This window comes from Alkalicella caledoniensis, assembly GCF_014467015.1.
Classification (GTDB): domain Bacteria; phylum Bacillota; class Proteinivoracia; order Proteinivoracales; family Proteinivoracaceae; genus Alkalicella; species Alkalicella caledoniensis.
On the sequence record NZ_CP058559.1, the window covers coordinates 1,413,909 to 1,430,434 of the forward strand.

At 35.3% G+C, this 16,526-nt stretch carries 15 protein-coding genes and 1 riboswitch; of the genes, 5 read left to right on the forward strand and 10 right to left on the reverse strand.

Annotated elements, in window-relative coordinates:
- The gene (locus HYG86_RS06895) at positions 1 to 936 is read right to left on the reverse strand and encodes an ABC transporter ATP-binding protein (protein WP_213168291.1); all 936 of its coding nucleotides are present in this window, start codon (positions 934 to 936) and stop codon (positions 1 to 3) included.
- A gap of 592 nt (positions 937 to 1,528) precedes the next feature.
- Positions 1,529 to 2,419: a Cof-type HAD-IIB family hydrolase gene (locus tag HYG86_RS06900; protein ID WP_213168293.1), complete on the reverse strand. Its 891-nt coding sequence runs from the start codon at positions 2,417 to 2,419 to the stop codon at positions 1,529 to 1,531.
- 254 nt (positions 2,420 to 2,673) lie between these two features.
- Between HYG86_RS06900 and HYG86_RS06905 the strand changes: the two genes are divergently transcribed.
- The 3 genes from HYG86_RS06905 to HYG86_RS06915 all read left to right on the forward strand — a co-directional run bounded on the left by HYG86_RS06905 (position 2,674) and on the right by HYG86_RS06915 (position 5,727).
- On the forward strand, positions 2,674 to 3,363 hold the full coding sequence (locus HYG86_RS06905; protein WP_425489238.1) for a response regulator transcription factor: 690 nt from the start codon (positions 2,674 to 2,676) through the stop codon (positions 3,361 to 3,363).
- Position 3,364: 1 nt separating this feature from the next.
- Positions 3,365 to 4,792: a sensor histidine kinase gene (locus HYG86_RS06910; protein ID WP_213168295.1), complete on the forward strand. Its 1,428-nt coding sequence runs from the start codon at positions 3,365 to 3,367 to the stop codon at positions 4,790 to 4,792.
- Positions 4,793 to 4,897: 105 nt separating this feature from the next.
- Positions 4,898 to 4,990: riboswitch (THF riboswitch) on the forward strand.
- 86 nt (positions 4,991 to 5,076) lie between these two features.
- Positions 5,077 to 5,727: a folate family ECF transporter S component gene (locus HYG86_RS06915; RefSeq protein ID WP_213168297.1), complete on the forward strand. Its 651-nt coding sequence runs from the start codon at positions 5,077 to 5,079 to the stop codon at positions 5,725 to 5,727.
- A 45-nt stretch (positions 5,728 to 5,772) separates the two neighbouring features.
- Here HYG86_RS06915 and HYG86_RS06920 read toward each other — a convergent pair whose 3' ends face one another.
- Positions 5,773 to 6,717, reverse strand: coding sequence for a DHH family phosphoesterase (locus HYG86_RS06920; protein ID WP_213168299.1), 945 nt, complete (start codon positions 6,715 to 6,717; stop codon positions 5,773 to 5,775).
- 104 nt (positions 6,718 to 6,821) lie between these two features.
- Here HYG86_RS06920 and HYG86_RS06925 point away from each other — a divergent pair, with 104 nt between their 5' ends.
- Positions 6,822 to 7,382 carry a VanZ family protein gene (locus tag HYG86_RS06925; protein WP_213168301.1) on the forward strand — a complete coding sequence of 187 codons (561 nt, stop codon included), beginning with the start codon at positions 6,822 to 6,824 and terminating at the stop codon, positions 7,380 to 7,382.
- A 33-nt stretch (positions 7,383 to 7,415) separates the two neighbouring features.
- Here HYG86_RS06925 and murB read toward each other — a convergent pair whose 3' ends face one another.
- The 5 genes from murB to HYG86_RS06950 form a co-directional block, all read right to left on the reverse strand.
- Positions 7,416 to 8,306, reverse strand: coding sequence for a UDP-N-acetylmuramate dehydrogenase (murB, locus tag HYG86_RS06930; protein WP_213168303.1), 891 nt, complete (start codon positions 8,304 to 8,306; stop codon positions 7,416 to 7,418).
- An 88-nt stretch (positions 8,307 to 8,394) separates the two neighbouring features.
- Positions 8,395 to 9,126 carry a CRISPR-associated endoribonuclease Cas6 gene (gene cas6, locus HYG86_RS06935; protein ID WP_213168305.1) on the reverse strand — a complete coding sequence of 244 codons (732 nt, stop codon included), beginning with the start codon at positions 9,124 to 9,126 and terminating at the stop codon, positions 8,395 to 8,397.
- Positions 9,127 to 9,302: 176 nt separating this feature from the next.
- Positions 9,303 to 10,178: a mechanosensitive ion channel family protein gene (locus HYG86_RS06940; protein ID WP_213168307.1), complete on the reverse strand. Its 876-nt coding sequence runs from the start codon at positions 10,176 to 10,178 to the stop codon at positions 9,303 to 9,305.
- A gap of 13 nt (positions 10,179 to 10,191) precedes the next feature.
- Positions 10,192 to 10,899, reverse strand: a complete 708-nt coding sequence (gene sfsA, locus HYG86_RS06945; RefSeq protein ID WP_213168308.1) for a DNA/RNA nuclease SfsA — start codon at positions 10,897 to 10,899, stop codon at positions 10,192 to 10,194.
- Between the two features lie 105 nt (positions 10,900 to 11,004).
- The gene (locus HYG86_RS06950; protein WP_213168311.1) at positions 11,005 to 11,247 is read right to left on the reverse strand and encodes a hypothetical protein; all 243 of its coding nucleotides are present in this window, start codon (positions 11,245 to 11,247) and stop codon (positions 11,005 to 11,007) included.
- 148 nt (positions 11,248 to 11,395) lie between these two features.
- Between HYG86_RS06950 and HYG86_RS06955 the strand changes: the two genes are divergently transcribed.
- Positions 11,396 to 13,297 (forward strand): ABC-F family ATP-binding cassette domain-containing protein, encoded by a 1,902-nt coding sequence (locus HYG86_RS06955; RefSeq protein WP_213168313.1) that lies wholly within the window; start codon positions 11,396 to 11,398, stop codon positions 13,295 to 13,297.
- On the opposite strand, the gene HYG86_RS06960 is transcribed toward HYG86_RS06955, so the two are convergent.
- Both HYG86_RS06960 and HYG86_RS06965 read right to left on the reverse strand, forming a co-directional pair.
- Positions 13,246 to 15,417 carry a hypothetical protein gene (locus tag HYG86_RS06960; protein WP_213168315.1) on the reverse strand — a complete coding sequence of 724 codons (2,172 nt, stop codon included), beginning with the start codon at positions 15,415 to 15,417 and terminating at the stop codon, positions 13,246 to 13,248. The genes HYG86_RS06955 and HYG86_RS06960 overlap by 52 nt on opposite strands.
- Complete coding sequence (locus HYG86_RS06965) at positions 15,401 to 16,435, reverse strand: glycosyltransferase family 4 protein (RefSeq protein ID WP_213168317.1); 1,035 nt, start codon at positions 16,433 to 16,435, stop codon at positions 15,401 to 15,403. The genes HYG86_RS06960 and HYG86_RS06965 overlap by 17 nt, the downstream gene beginning before the upstream one ends.
- Positions 16,436 to 16,526 lie beyond the last annotated feature (91 nt).

Consider the following 16,526-nt stretch of genomic DNA (forward strand, 5'->3'; position numbering starts at 1 on the left):
CTAATCCCTTAAGGATTTTCCCGTAAGATGCAGAAATACTTTTTCAAGATTTGGTTTTTGAATATCCACAGATGTTATTTCTAAACCTAGGTTTGAAATTTTCCCCAAAATATTAGTCATTTCCTTAGCACCATTTTCAACTAAAATAGAGATTTCCTGTTCTTTTACCTCTAATGAAGAGTTAAATAATTCATATAAACTGTTCTTCTCATTTTCAGTTACTTCTTTACTTACATCCATTTTAATTAAATCTTTATTACCTACAAGTTCCTTCAACTCCTGAACTGTACCCATCCCTTTGATCCTGCCTGAATCCATGATAGCCACTTTATCACACAAAAACTCAACTTCCTCCATATAGTGGCTAGTATATATTATGGTCATTCCTTGCTTACTTAAATCTTTCACAGTTTCCAGTATTTTGTTTCTAGATTGTGGATCAACCCCTACGGTAGGCTCATCCATTAGTAGTAGTTTGGGCTCATGTAAAAGCCCCACTGCTATGTTTATTCTTCTTTTCATGCCACCTGAGTAGGAATCTACCTTATCTTTAGCTCGCTCCGTAAGGCCTACTAACTCCAGAACTTTTTTTGTCCTCTCTTGTAGCTTATCGCCTTTTAGACCGTACATTCTCCCCCAAAATTTAAGATTTTCTTCAGCACTTAAAGAAGTATATAGCGCTATATCTTGTGGTACATATCCTAGTAGTTTCTTTACTCCTTTAGGATTAGTTACCACAGAATTGTCACCCACCAATATATCTCCAGAATCGGGTTTTAGTAATGTGGCTAACATTGAAATAGTAGTTGTTTTACCAGCACCGTTTGGTCCTAATAGCCCAAATGTTTCCCCAGGTTTAATACTAAAGCTTACACCACTAACTGCTGGTTTACGGTTATAGCTTTTCTGAATATCATTAACTAAAACAAAGCTCATGTTATTTTCCTCCAATCTTCAACTAACTCAAGTTAAATAATACCAAATAACCTTAGCTTGGTATAGGTTTTTATCCAAAATTTAAGAATTGTTAATAAATAAGCAGTTAGTTAGTTGGTTAGTTGGACAGTTGGTTGGTTAGTTGGTTGGTTAGTTGGAAAGTTAAATGCAAAAATACAAGTTATAAAAAAGGAGACCATGTATATGGTCTCCAAAGCTTGTAGACAAACCGAAGACAAAGTCATTGACCCTAGATGTGTATATTAAAAAGCAGTACAATTAATTCGAGGAGATAGACTTAAGTTTTGTAGGGGATGGTCTTGTACCATCCTGACATTCAAAAGCCCGCTAGTGCTTTCATACTGTCAGGGCCCTACAAGAGGGCCCCCTACGACGGAAGAAGGGGCGAGAAACAGGACGTTTCGAGAGCTCCACTGAACCATGGACGGTGAATTGGAGCGGTACCCTTCTGGAGTTTAGATAGAAGCCTTAAGTCTCGACAAAGAATTTTGTACAGCGTTTAATATACGACATTCCTAAAAAATGACTTTGTCATCAGTCTGAGGAGACCATGTATATGGTCTCCACTGTTTTATGATCCTGTTTTTTGGGCAAACTTGAAGTCTTTTACAGGTGTTAGCATGAATTCTTTTACAACTGCTGCCACTCCATCATCGTTATTACTAAAAGTGATGTGTTTAGCATGACTTTTTGCATATTCTGTACCATTTGCCATTGCCACTGGTAAACCTGCCACTTTGAACATAGATACATCGTTTGCACTATCGCCCATTGCAATGGTTTTAGATATATCCACACCACAATGCCTAGCTATATATTTTAGGCCTTCACCTTTTGACACACCTTTAGGGATAATTTCCAGGTAGCCATTTACACCTTCATAGTGAGATTCAACTATGCAATCATATTTTTGCAGCATTTCCTCTAGCTGCTTACTAGTTTCTGCCCTTGATGCTACAAAGAACTTGTGTATTTCTGTATCTACTATTCCCTTGACCAAAGATCGTCTTCTTTTTATGTTGCAAAGCTTGTATTCTTCATAGTATTCTTTAAGCTTCCTTATGGAGAAACCTCCACTGTTATTAGAAAATCTTACTAACCCCAATATACCTAGACCGGATGTTATGATCCCTTCTGAGTGATACCCTTGACTTACTATGTCTCTTTGCTTATCTAATAGTTTTGCAATCTTTTGTGATACACTCTTTTTAAAATTGGTCAACTTTAGAATCTCCATGGTGTTTGCATCTCTAATCATTGCTCCATTTGCAGTTATGATTGGCAATTTTATCTGAAGCTGGTCAGCATATTTCTTAGCAGAATGAAAGCTTCTTCCAGTATTTAATGTTACCAAATATCCTTGAGCCAGAGCGATCTTAATGGTCTTTTTAGTAATGGGTGTTATCTGACGGTTGTTATCAATCAGTGTTCCATCTATATCAAGAGCTATTAACTTAAACATTTTATACACCCCTTTTTTATTAAACATTTAGGAAAAACTTAAGTTATTATACAATAAAAATCATCTTTTGTATAGTAGAATCATTTTACATCCTTTTTAAGTATAATAGCTTTTTTGATAATGTATTACTACTATTTTCGTGATTGTGACATACTTAGGACTGAAATTCTTCCTTTATATAGAAGGATAAAGCCATTATATGTTGAATATTTATTAAGTATGTAAATTTGTAATGGTAACAAGGGGTGATTATATTGAGTAAAAAAATATTAATTATTGAAGATGAACAAGAAATTGCTGAACTAATTAAAGATTATCTAACGGTAGAGGGGTATTGTGTGGAAATTGCATATGATGGACTAACGGGGTTAAATAAAGTTAAGAGTTTTATTCCAGATTTGCTTATCTTAGATATTATGCTCCCCAAACTTAGTGGTTTAGATATCTGTAAAGAAATTAGGAAATCTGATGAATGTCTACCTATTATTATAGTAAGCGCAAAACACGGAGATATAGATACTGTCCTAGGTCTAGGCCTTGGTGCTGATGACTATTTGGCAAAGCCTTTTAGTCCATCTGTTTTAGTGGCTAGGGTTAAAGCTTTGTTGAGAAGGTGTTTAGTTTCTTCAGAAGAAAGCACCAATACAACGTTGGTTTTTGGTGAACTGTCCATAGATACAGCAGGGTACAACGTTTTAATAAATGGTCAAGAAGTTGATCTTCCCACTAAGGAGTTTGAACTATTGAAATTTTTAGCTTTAAACCCAAAGCAAGTTTTTTCAAGGGATCAGCTATACGAACAAATCTGGGGCTACGATAGTCTAGGGGAAGCCACTACAGTCACTGTACATATCAAGAGATTGAGACAAAAAATAGAAAAGAATCCTGCCGAACCAAAGTTTATTCGAACTGTTTGGGGTGTAGGGTATAAGTTTGAGGCCTAGTATGGTTACATTGAAATTTAAACATAGAGTTATTTTGGCTTTTTTTTCAGTGATTTTTATCCCGTTAATTATAACCACATCATTTTTATTTTTTTATGGTAGGTATCTTTATAGGGAAGATTCTAGTAGCTTCACCTTAAACTATGAAACTACTTCTGCAATTGATTCTTATATTACTGGAAATTGGAATAGTATCCTTTTAGATTATTGGGGTTTTGACAATGGTCTAAAAAAAATAATCGATGATAAACCCATTGGTTTAAGAATTATTGATACTGAAGGAGAGTTAATATACGATTCTTCTAGCACTACACTTCCTGATAAAATTGATATGTACAAGAATATAGTCCCAGGCCTACAAAGCAATGGGGAAGATCCTAATGCTGATTTCTTGACATATACCAGAGGCGAGTATGTAACAATAAATGGTCAAGATGTAGGAATTATCCTATATACTTATCCTCCTCCTCCAGAGTTTTTATCTAAACTATTAAGGCTCATCCTCTCAACCTTTGCCGTGGGTATGATCACTTTACTAACACATATTACTTTCTCTGTGTACCTTATTTCTAGAAGAGTTACTAAACCTATGAAGGAACTATACATGTCCATAGACAAGATTTCAAAAAATGATTTCGATTTTGATATCACCTATTCAGCAAATGATGAGTTGGGTACTTTGTGCCAAGGATTTCAAACTATGAAAAATAAGTTGAAAGATTATCATAATCGAGAGTTAGTTGCCAACGAAACTAAAAAACAGTTGGTTGCCTCTATTTCTCATGATTTAAGAACACCTATGACTTCAATTAAGGGTTACGTAGAAGCTTTGCAAGATGGGTTAGCATCAGATCCGAAAAAGTTTAATCATTATCTGTCAATTATTAGTAGTAAGGTTGAGAGCCTTAATAGGCTAATTGATGATTTGTTTGAGCTCTCGAAAATTGATGTCGGTCAATTAAAAATGACTAAAGAAAAGGTGGATGTTAAATCATTTATTTATGGGTTTTATATGGATATAAAGGAAGAGGCTGGTTGGCAGGATATTATTATTTCTAAGGAGTTTATAAACATAGATACATGCATTATTGATGTTGACACTACAAGATTAGTCCAAGCCCTCAATAATGTTGTATATAATGCCTTTAAGTTTTGTAATAAAGAGATTGTTTTATCCTGTTACGCACAGGGGGATTCAATACATTTTTCTGTAGTAGATGATGGATTAGGTGTTCCCAATAGTGAGATTCCTTTTATTTTCGATAAATTTTATAAGGTGGAAAAAGCAAGAACAACAAAGTCGGGAAGTGGTTTAGGCTTAGCAATTGCTAAAGGAATCATAACACAAATGGGAGGCACCATAGAGGTGTATAACAATGAAAACACTACAGGAGCAACATTTACCATAAAACTACCAAGGTATCTTTAGTCAATGGGTGGCTAGGCTTTCCCAGGCATTGTGTGATTATATTAACTTACTGATTCTATGGACAATTTGGATGGGAGTGTTATAATAAAATTGACAATAGAGTTTGGCAGAGTAGATATCCACGCGTTAAGTGCTTAGGGATGGGATGTCGCCCTAAGACGAAAGGTAATCCTGCGGTGTGGTGTCGCGTCCGCTGTCACCTTCGGAAAAAAGGTGTACTATGGGCCTTCTTTTTTCGTGGGTTGGCGTATTTCTGCCTTTCCTAAATTAAGGAGGGTATTTTTATGCAATTTTTCAACGGATTAACAGGTTTTATTGCTGAAAACGGGATATCTATTTTACAGGTAGCTTTAGTACTTGTAATTACTCCCATCTTCTTATCCAAAGTAAAGGAAAGAAGTCAAAAGATAACTACCCAAGGTATAGCCATATCGGCAATGCTTATGGCAGTAAGTATTGTATTAACTCGTGTGGCTAGTATAATTGTTCCTTTAGGGGGGCTTCCCGGTTTAAGGTTGGGTTTCGGACCAATACCAATTATGATAGGAAGCATTATGCTAGGTCCATTTTTAGGGGCTATGGTAGGAGCTGGAGCAGACCTTTTAGGATCAATGTTAGCTTCTCAAGGAGCCTTTTCTCCATTTATTTTTATATCACAGACTCTATATGGTGTAATTCCCTTTTATGTGTTGTACCTATTTAAAAACAAAAATTCTTATAGCTATCTATCTGCTGTTGTATTAACTCAACTCATATGCGGAATTATTACATCTTACGGCTTGGCTGTAATGTTTGGAAGGACCTTCGGTGAATATTATATTCTAAGGATACCAGGTCAAATAATCTTAATGGCGGCTTATTCTATAATTATTGGATTAATGCATTCACATATCTATAGGGTAAAAAAAATGGTTCCCATGGAAAGCTCAAGATAAAAGGACTACGGGATTTAAAAAAGGATTGCCAGCTGGCAATCCTTTTTAGTCTTCTTTTTGCTCACTTACCCTTTTTATTTCCTCGAAGATATTCTTAATTAACTGGTCATAATCCCCTTGTCCTTTGAAGCCTGCGAAATATTGGTCACCCCAGAAATTCTCCACGGTCATTCCTTCAGATGCTTTTTTTACTATTTCCGATACATTATGGTTTGTTATGCACTGATTGGACTTTACTAACCTTAAGTGTATCCAACCATCCTCTTGGTAAGATACAAGGGCTAAGTCAGTACCAAGTTCTAGAAACATTGTTGCCACATAAAACAAAAAGTTTTTGTCTGGCCTACAATATATAAGTACGCAGTCTAAAAACTCATGAACTTCTCCTGAGGTTGCCGCTTTTAACTTTTGAAGTCTCTCTATTTTACCACTAATTTTGAATGTGTTAAGAACTGTACTATATCCTATGTTTCCATCTTGCAATATGTTGCCCAAATCAATTATTGCTTTGTTTGATGCCTTAGTTAAGCCCACTGTATCTCCTAAAATTCCTGCTGCAAGAGCTAAGGCCACCGCTGGTGTTAAAGACTCTTCCATCTCCTTGTATAAATGATATACAAGCTGACATGTGGAATCCACAAGATGGTAGATGTTTGCTTTACTGTTCTCTACTAGTAAGTTATTTCGATGATGATCTATTAATAAATATTCGTCCAGTGCAATATTAGGTAGTTGTTGACTATCTGCAGTATCAACAACTATGACTAACTCATACTCTTGGCTGTTTGGATTAACTTCTACTCTCGCCGCTAATTTATTGATCAGCTCTAGAGCGTGTTCAGAAATCCTTTGGGGTACAGCTAAAGTACCTTTAGTTAGTTCTGCCATGGCAAAACCTGCTCCTATGGCATCATTATCAGCATCATCATGACATAAGACTAAAGTTTTTTTCCCTTTTAGTTTTTCTAATATTTCTATAAATTCTTTCACTTTGCACCACCTGTTCAAGTTGTGGTTTGACTTCTATATAATTTATGATATCATAATCTCATCATTGTGTCTTTATTTTTTTACTATTGGTAAGGGGTGATTACATGTTTAAAAAAATAGTTACAGTTATAATGGCAGTTAGCTGGCTTGGCATCATTATCTGGTTCAGTTTACAACCTAAATTACCCATAGACGCAACCTCGAGGGCTAAGTGGGCTTTAACACAGGTAGAAAGCAAGTATACCGTTGACGGTTTAAAGAAAACTCTAAGCAATCGTTCTAATATAATTAAACCTGCGGTGGAAGTATTTTTTAGATTCTATGGCCAAAGTGACTATGGCAGTAATAGCAAAGCCTTTAACTTCATCGTCAGAAAAATAGGTCACTTTACAGTTTATTTTTTCTTAGGACTATTTCTCTTTGGAACTGTCAGGATTTTTACAAAATCTCCACATCCTTGGACACTGCTTTTGGGTTTACTTCTGGCGGTTTTTGATGAGCTAAATCAATTCTTTAGTGCAAATCGTGTGGCAATGCTGCAAGATGTACTGGTAGACTTTGCTGGTATATTATCCTCAGTTATATTTATTACCATCATCACTTTTATTTATCGCTATATTAAAAGTTTAATTGAAAAGCGCCGCCTAAGTAAAGTAGCTACATAAACAAGACCTGGCCTAAGCCAAGGTCTTGTTTTATTACAAATATCTTATTTCACGCTCTAGCTCAACACCAAATTTCTCCTTAACCCTTTTTTGTATCTCTTCGACAAGTCCTTTGACATCTTGAGCGGTAGCTCCCCCTGCATTCACAATAAAACCACAGTGCTTAGTGGAAACTTCAGCATTTCCCACTTTAAATCCCCTAAGTCCACTGTCTTGTATGAGCTTACCAGCGAAATATCCTTCTGGCCTTTTAAAAACAGAGCCTGCGCTTGGCATCTCAAGGGGTTGTTTTTCTTCCCTTTTTTGAGTTAATTCTTCCATAACAGCTTTGATTTCATCATAGTTACCTTTTTTCAATTGCAACCATGCACCAATAACTATATCGTTTTTTTTCTGAAATGTACTTTTTCTATAGCCGAATTCAAGATTTTCCCTATGTTCTGTTAAAATTTTATTGTCCCTAATGAATTTTACCTCGTGTATACAGTCCTTCATTTCTCCACCGTATGCACCAGCGTTCATAAAAACAGCGCCACCTAAAGAGCCTGGGATTCCTATTGCGAACTCAAGTCCAGTCAACGAGTGAACAAGGGCAGTTTTACTTACATCGGTAAGGGTAGCACCACTCTGAGCATAGATTCTTTCTTGGGAAGACTCAATTTTATTAAATTTATCACTAAGATTTATCACAAGACCTCTAAACCCTTCATCTGGAACTAGTATATTGGAGCCCTTACCCAGTATGAAAAATGGAATGCTGTTCTCTTTAGCTATATTAATTACATGTAAAACCTGTTCTTCAGTCTCAGGGGTCACAAAGTAGTCTGCAGGACCACCTATTTTAAATGTAGTATATTCCTTCAGTGGGTAATCCCTCTTAGCGTTATTACCAGTGGCCTCAAACAGTTTGCTAAATAAATCCATCAAATCACCTTCTTATAATATTCTATATATAATTATACATTTTTCCCTAAGAAAAACCAAATAAAAAAGCAGCCCATAAAGCTGCTCCTTATTCTCTATGCCATATTTTTACCATACCAAATCCTGTGTTTGTACGATCACCAAATCCTGTTGAATATCCTATACGGATTAAATCTGGACTTCCCTTGGTTACAAAGGGAACCATATAGCCCAGTATTTTAATTCCATTGTAGTCTATCAACCTACTAGTTCTTTGTTTTTTCCCCATATAATTTTCATCAAAAACTATATCCAGTTTTTCATTTTTAGGAAATGAATTGTATAAATGGTAATACTTTTGAACTAGGTCATACCTGATGTTTTCTACAAATGCTTTTTCCTCAATACGACAGTAAAAATCTCTGTTTCCCCCTCTGCCCATTGTAGATATTGTTATGGGTGACATGCATGTGAACTCCATTTCATCGGTAAATTCAGGATCTTCTAGGAGCCTTGCCTTCTTAAATTCTAACTCAGCCGAACCAATATTGAAGTAGCTTGTTCTTGTTAATCCTTTCACAAGCCCGTCGATAAAAAAATGACTCGGCGAAGAGACATACCAATGAATATCCTCTCCTAAGTTTACGATTTTACCGTCAATAATCTGGTAATCTGTAAAATAAAGCTGAGAATAGGTATAATGTTTAAAGGGTTTCCCCTTGTACCTAAGTGTTCCTCTACTACCCACTAACGATTCCAATATGAGCTTAGAAAGGTTATAGTTGTAATTAAAATCTACAATACTTCCCTTATTACAACCGAAGGTTATTTCAAGTCTCATAACTTATCCTTCCCTTCCTTAAATATTAGACAAATCCCCAAAAGGTTTGACTATGAAAATGTAAAATAGATACTTATTATCTTTATTCTATATAATTTATCGTATTCCTTCAAGACCAAAATATATTTTTTAATAAAAAAGAAATAATAGAGGATGCTTTATATAAAAGCTATCCTCTATCTTAATTGTAGTCCCTCAGCTATATTTTCTGAATCTCTAGAGTTTACAATAACCCTATGTGGATACGCCACATCCACTCCAGAGTTCTTAAATTCTAAAAGCACATGCTTTCTTATTTCTCTTCCCATAAGCCAATAACTATCTGGATCAGTAACAGCCATCAATGTAAATGTAATACCCTTTTGTTCGATATCAGTTATTCCCAAAACCTTAGGATCTTCCACAAGGTATTCTTTATAGTTTTCTGCTATTATGTAACAAGTCCTCTCTAAAACCTTGTATACGTGTTTCACATCTTGCCCATAAGGGACTGTAACATCAATAATTGGTCTCATCTTACCACGGGAGTAATTATTAACAAGTTTAATCTCACCATTGGGGATATAATTTAATTTCATTGACCATTCCCTAATTTTTGTTACCCTTAACCCTATTTCTTCAACGGTCCCCCGTATTTTACCACCATTTATCTCCACAAAGTCCCCAACATGAAATTGCCCCTCAAAAATGACAAAAAATCCACTTATTATGTCTCTTACTAGGTTTTGAGAACCAAATCCAATGGCGAATCCTAATATTCCTGCACTTGTTAATATAGGTGTTATATCTATTTCTAGCACCACTAAAATCATGAGGATTGCAACAAATGATATGAAGTATTTAATTGTAGATTCAAGGATAGATATGGTTGTTTTACCTTGAACTGGGTGGATTTTTTCGTTCAGTATCAGTTTTTTTAGTCCTACTCGAATAAACTTAGAAATAAATACCCCTATGGCTACTATAAGTAAAATGCGAAGTGCAATAACTCCATATGCTATGATATCTGCTATGGTAAACTGTTCTAAAAATTCGTTTACTAAGTTATCCAAATTTAATCCCTTCCTATAGTACTACTGGTATTTTTTTTTGTAACTGGATACCACTTCTATTTATTATACTAGTGTATGCATAAGCTTTTACTCCACTTTCAATTGCCTTTTCTAGATTTTCGCTAAATTGAGGGTCTGTATCTCTGTTTGGAGTGAAGTGTTTGGCATCATTTCTTTGAACTATAAAGACAACAGAGCATTGGTATCCTTCTTTAGTTGCTTCAATTAGTTCTAAAAGATGCTTTGCCCCCCTTGTTGATGGTGCATCGGGGAATTTTGCAACTCCTTCTTCCACTAATGTAACGGATTTTACTTCTATAAAACCCTCTTTACCATCTTCATCAACTGTGTATACATCAAAACGGCTATTTTTATATTTTACTTCTCTTTTTATCCTCTGAATATTTCGGAAGTCATATAGGGAGTTTTCTATTAATAGTCTTTCCATAAAAGCATTTGGCTGCAAGGAGTCTAAGGAAACCCAAACCCCATCTTGGGACAGCACTTGAAGTAAGTCAAAGCAGGTTTTGCGTTTAGGGTTGGGTATACACCTTCTTATTAACACTGTTGCGTTAGGCAGGAGTAGTTCTTTGAGTCTACCGGATGTGGGTACATGGGCAAGTTGTTCTTCCCCATCTATGAAGACCCTGGCGGTAAATCTATTTAGTCTCTCAAGGAATTTGGCCTCGGTGAGATCTCCTTGGATTTTCAGTAAAGTCATAATAAGGACCTCCTGCTGAGTTTTTTTGTAGCCCATCCCTTATAGGGTGGGTATGCCACTGCTCAATAGTTGTAGCCCATCCCTTTAGGGTGGGTATGCCATTGATTAATATGCAAAATATGGGTATAGTACTGGAATTATCATAAATAGTATTACCATTATTGTAACCATCGTTAATAATATTTCCGTTTTTTTGTTCTTAACTCCCTGTTTTTCATAGTTATAATAAGAATAACCTAAAAAAGCCACTGATAGTATTGCAAAAAGTGGTCTATAGGGTGTTAGTACTGTTCCTATTGTCATAGCTAATCCACTCGCCCCGAGGGATATCAAAATGATTGGTCCCATTCAACAAACAAAGGCGAAAAAAGAACTAAACACAGATAAAAAAGCAGTAATTTTCCCTTTCATTTCTTCTCCTCCTTTTGACATAATACAAGATATAAACTATAGTAATTTTAAGATAATATATATTTTTAGCTTGGGGGAATTTAAAATGATTATAATGCAAGCAAATGGTATAGATAAGTATTACAGTGGCACTCCAATTCTACTAGATGTTAGTCTTCAACTTCTAGCAGGTGAAAAAGTTGCTTTAGTTGGAGTAAATGGAAGTGGCAAAACCACTTTATTTAATATTTTAAATGGTACCTTAGATTACGATAAAGGTCAAATTTTCCTAGGTAAAGAGGTTAATCTAGGCCTTCAAAAACAATCCCAGGACTTAAATCCTGACCACAATCCAGTGGAGGAATTAACTACAGTGTTTCGTCACCTTCTTAGTAAAGAGGAAAACATTAGAGAATTAGAGTTAGAAATGGCATCTGAACAGGGTGATAAATTAGAAAAGCTGTTGGAACGTTATAGTGTTCTTACCCACGAATTTGAGGAAGCTGGTGGATATAGATTTAAAAGTGATATCTTAGGAGTCCTTAGGGGTTTAGGATTTTCCCAGGAACAGTTTACACAAAAAATAAGTACTTTTAGTGGTGGACAACAATCTAGAATATCTTTAGGTAAGTTACTGTTATCAAAACCCGAATTATTGTTCTTAGATGAGCCTACAAACCACTTGGATATAGATGGTGTTCAGTGGTTAGAAGGATTTCTTAAAGACTATAATGGAGCGGTTTTTGTTATTTCCCATGATAGACAATTCCTAGACAATGTTGTTAGCAAAACATATGAACTGGAAAATAGCAAAATAAAGGTGTATCAAGGCAACTATACTTTTTATGCTAAGGAAAAGAAAAAACTCAAAGAACAGATGCTAAAGGAATATGAAAAACAACAAGACTACATTGAAAAAACAGAAGATTTTATTCGTAGAAATATTGCTGGCCAGAAAACTAAGCTTGCCCAAAGCAGAAGAAAAACACTGGAAAAACTTGAGAGGGTAGATGTTTCACCAGAACTCAAATCCGCCACCTTTGAGTTTGATTTGGCAAGTCAAAGTGGGAGATTTGTAGTAACTTCAAAAGAAGTGAGATATAGCTATGGCAGTGATGAAATACTAAAAGGTTCATCTTTTGTTATTGAGCGTGGTGAGAGGGTATCTTTAGTGGGCCCAAATGGCTGCGGGAAATCAACCCTTTTAAATTTAATTGCTGGTCTGTTGCCCTTACAAGAAGGCGAATTATTTTTAGGGCACAATGTACAGGTAAGTTATTTTAGTCAGCAACGAAACGATCTAAATGAAAACAATGATCTAATGGAGGAAATTTGGGAAGTGAAACCCCAGTGGACTCAAGGAAATATCAGGTCATATTTAGCAAGATTTTTATTTACTCAAGACGACGTTTTCAAAAGGGTAAGCTCATTAAGTGGTGGGGAACAAAGTAGGCTAGCACTGGCAAAACTAATACTTAACAAAGGTAACTTCTTAATACTAGATGAACCTACAAATCATTTAGATATTGACTCAAAGGAAGTTCTCGAAGATGCCCTTTTAGAGTATCCTGGTACTATTCTTGTGGTTTCCCACGACAGATACTTTCTAAATAAGATCACTGACAAAACCATTGAATTAAAGGAAGGCTTAACAACAGTATTTTTAGGAAACTACGGTTATTATATAGAAAAACTCCAAGAGTTACAGCAACAAAAGCAAGATAAAGCTGAGGAATTAAAAACAGAAATTAAACCTAATAAACCTAAGCTTTCCAACAACAAGGAAAAATCTCTTAAAAAGAAATTAGATGAAATTCAGCAAGAAATAGAAAAAACAGAGCAACTCATAACTGAATATGAAGAGTTACTCTGTTCCCCTGACATTTTTAATGATCATGATAAAAATTTAGAAGTTACTGAAAAATATAAACAAGCAAAAGAACTGTTAGACCAGCTTTATTCTAACTGGGAAGAAGTTGAATCTGAGTTGTCAATACAAAACATATAAAGTATTGGCAGTGCTAAAAATAGCATGGCTGTGGCTGCAGCTACTATCCCTGAGTCATTTAAAAACAGTGCTGCCAAACTGCCTGCTAAAATAGCTTTTACTCCACGATAGTGCTTCTGTTCTTTAATAAAGTCGAATTTCTTAGGAGGATAAAATCCTAAAATTATTGTACTTACTAATAATACACCAAAAATTCTACTCCAAATACTAAATTGCACAAGTTTCCAGTTCATTGAGAGTTTTCTAGTGATGGCCATCAAAATCTCTTCCATGCGATTTACATTATCACCAGCAAATAATCTTCCTATATGTGTCTGATTTTCCGTCATTGTATTTAAAAGTAACATTGCAGCTACAGCTAAAACAAATATTCCACCTAAGGCAAGGATGTATTTATATAGTCCTTTGCCTTTTTTTACGTCTGTTAAGGCAACACCAAAGGTTACTGACAGAGCTAAGGTTCCACCGAAGTTTGTTCCAAAAAATGGTGCCATCATAATAAAGATAATTGCCCCATATAACACATACAACCATTTTTTAAATTTCGCATTTTCCATAAGGGGAAGTGTGGCTATAATAGAACCTCCTATTAAAACACCCATGTACTCATTTCCTACTCCGTAAAACCTAGCCCCAGCGATTACATCGTATCCAAGTATAGATTGCTTTTGTAGGAAACTATTGAACAATGTATCCAATAAAACAGATGTTACTGTGATTGAACTTAGTATTATTACCCTGTTAAGTGGGTCTTTGATTGTGTACTTTAGAAGTAACATAATAACCACACACAATACATAAAACAAGCCTAGATAAATCACTAGAGGCAGTGGACCAAAGACAGGCATTATAAGAAATGCTAAAGGCCCTGCCATAGAAACTAGCACAAGATAACTGAAAAAATACTGAGGTAAGCTCTTGAGTTTAGTGTTCACCAGTGCAGCCACTACAAAAATAATAGTTATTACTATAAAGAACCTTATGGTAAAAGGACGTTGATTGAATACTGTATTTATTTGGTTTAAGCGACCTATGATAGTTTGACTATGATCTTCATCAGCTAGTACACCCATGATTGATCCATATAATTCCGTGGATTCTATACCGTAAGTGGCAAGTATGGATGGCGCTATATCTAGTGTTGTAACCACCCCTGGTCTTTTTGTTGAAGGAGCTGTGAGTAGGGAACCCGCATTATCTTTTGTGTAGTGGTGAATCACAGGTATATTTTCCCCTTCTTCCCTCATGAAATAAGGAGCATTTAATGTTAGTAAATATAATTGGTCATTTTCAGACATTACATTTAGAATTGAACCAAATAGTTCATCGGTATCTTTAATAGCTTCTATTCTAAGATCTTCAAATTGCTCCAACTGATAATAGCGATAATATTCATCTAGTCTATGTAAGTCTCCCGTATCTATGGCAAATACATGACCTAGGTCTAAGTAGCCATTCAAATATTCTACCATTTGCCCATAATCAGTACTAAACCCTCCTGGAAAGTCAGGGTTTTGGGTTAGTATCCTATCATCAACCACACCATAATTAACTATACCATCAGAGTCCATAAGTATCGCTGCTACATGCCTCTTTATTTCAAAATCATCAGAGTTACCTAGTACAACACCATTTAGACCATTTGCCTCTAAAAGGGAACCTAATTTCCCTAATTCAACAGTGTGGTACAACTGGTTGTTATGGTAGATCATATTCTGTACATAAGGGTTAAAAACAGCCTCATCATCTATCTGCCTTCTATTGAATGTTCTATAAAGACCTTCGGCCCCTATATCATCTAAAATCTCCCCCTTATTAAAGAAATTAAAACCGTTTGGTGCTAAGGCTCTACTTCCAGATCCCACAGTCATTGCTTGGTTTTCAGAAGATTTACCCCTTGCTGTAGTATTGCTAAGTATTGCCCACGAACTATTATTGAGTATCTCTTTTAGGGCAGGACCCCCATGTTCTAGCATTTCCCCTGGCAGAACTCTATCTATAACAACAATAAAGGTCTTTGGTATATCTCCTTCTTCTTGAGCTTGGGCTATTGATACAAAGCCTCCTAGGGTTATAGCTAATATTAAAATAACCACAAATAAACTATAAAATCTCTTCATAAACTTCTTCCCCCATCATCTCTTCATATAAATTTAATGTTTTCATTAACATTTTTGATATACTAAAATTCTTACTTACCCATTTTTTATTTTCCGCTCCAAGGTGTTTGTACAATTCTCTATTAGATAATAACATAGTTAGACATCTGGTCAAGTCATCCACATCACCTTTTTTAAAAACCAGACCATGTACATTGTCCTCTATAAGCTCTGGAAGACCTCCAGCGTCACTAATAATGACTGGCAGATTTATACTCATTGCTTCTATAACTGCTGTTCCACATCCTTCAGTTCTAGAAGGTTGAACAAAGTAATCAAATCTACACATGGTTTCCAATGGGTTATCTTGAAAACCCAGAAAATATATTTTGTCCTGTGCACTATCTTTCAATTTCTTAAATGCTGGCCCATCTCCAATTATATGAAGCTCTACGGGGAAGGCATCCTTTATTTTATTAAAAGCTTTGATTAATATGTCAAAACCTTTAGCCTCAGTTAATCTACCACAAGCACCTAAAATAACATTTCCATTTCCACTAGTTTTAATCCCACTTTCGTGCAGACCTTCACTTTCAGATATCTTAACACCATTATGGATAGTTGTCACCTTATCTTTTTTTATTTTTAAAGATTCACTGCTCTGATCAGTTAGTTTCTTAGATACACAGATGATTCTGTCAGCTTTATTAACTACCTTTGACAGTAAAAATTGAAAGATCTTTCTTTTTAACCTTGGAAGATTATCTAAAAAACCATGGAAGGTTACTACTATTTTTACATGCCTAGGTATAAAAACTATAAAAAGTAAAGCCTTGTATCCGTGAATATGCACAATGTCAGGACTGAATTTTTTTATATTATCCCTCAACATTGCAAAATTCTTTATGATTTTTATAGGAGCAGTGGTAACTTCATGCTCTTGAAACTCAATGTTATAAGCTCTCATCCCTGTAATAATATGCTGAATATGTGAGCTTATACCACCTTTAGACCTTGATTTTATTAGTAAAACTCTCATATTTCACACCTTCTTAATGTTTGTCTAGTATCCTAACATTTTTTTGTTCAAAAAGAGGATTTTTGGCGACTTTTGTCGAATATTAAACGTG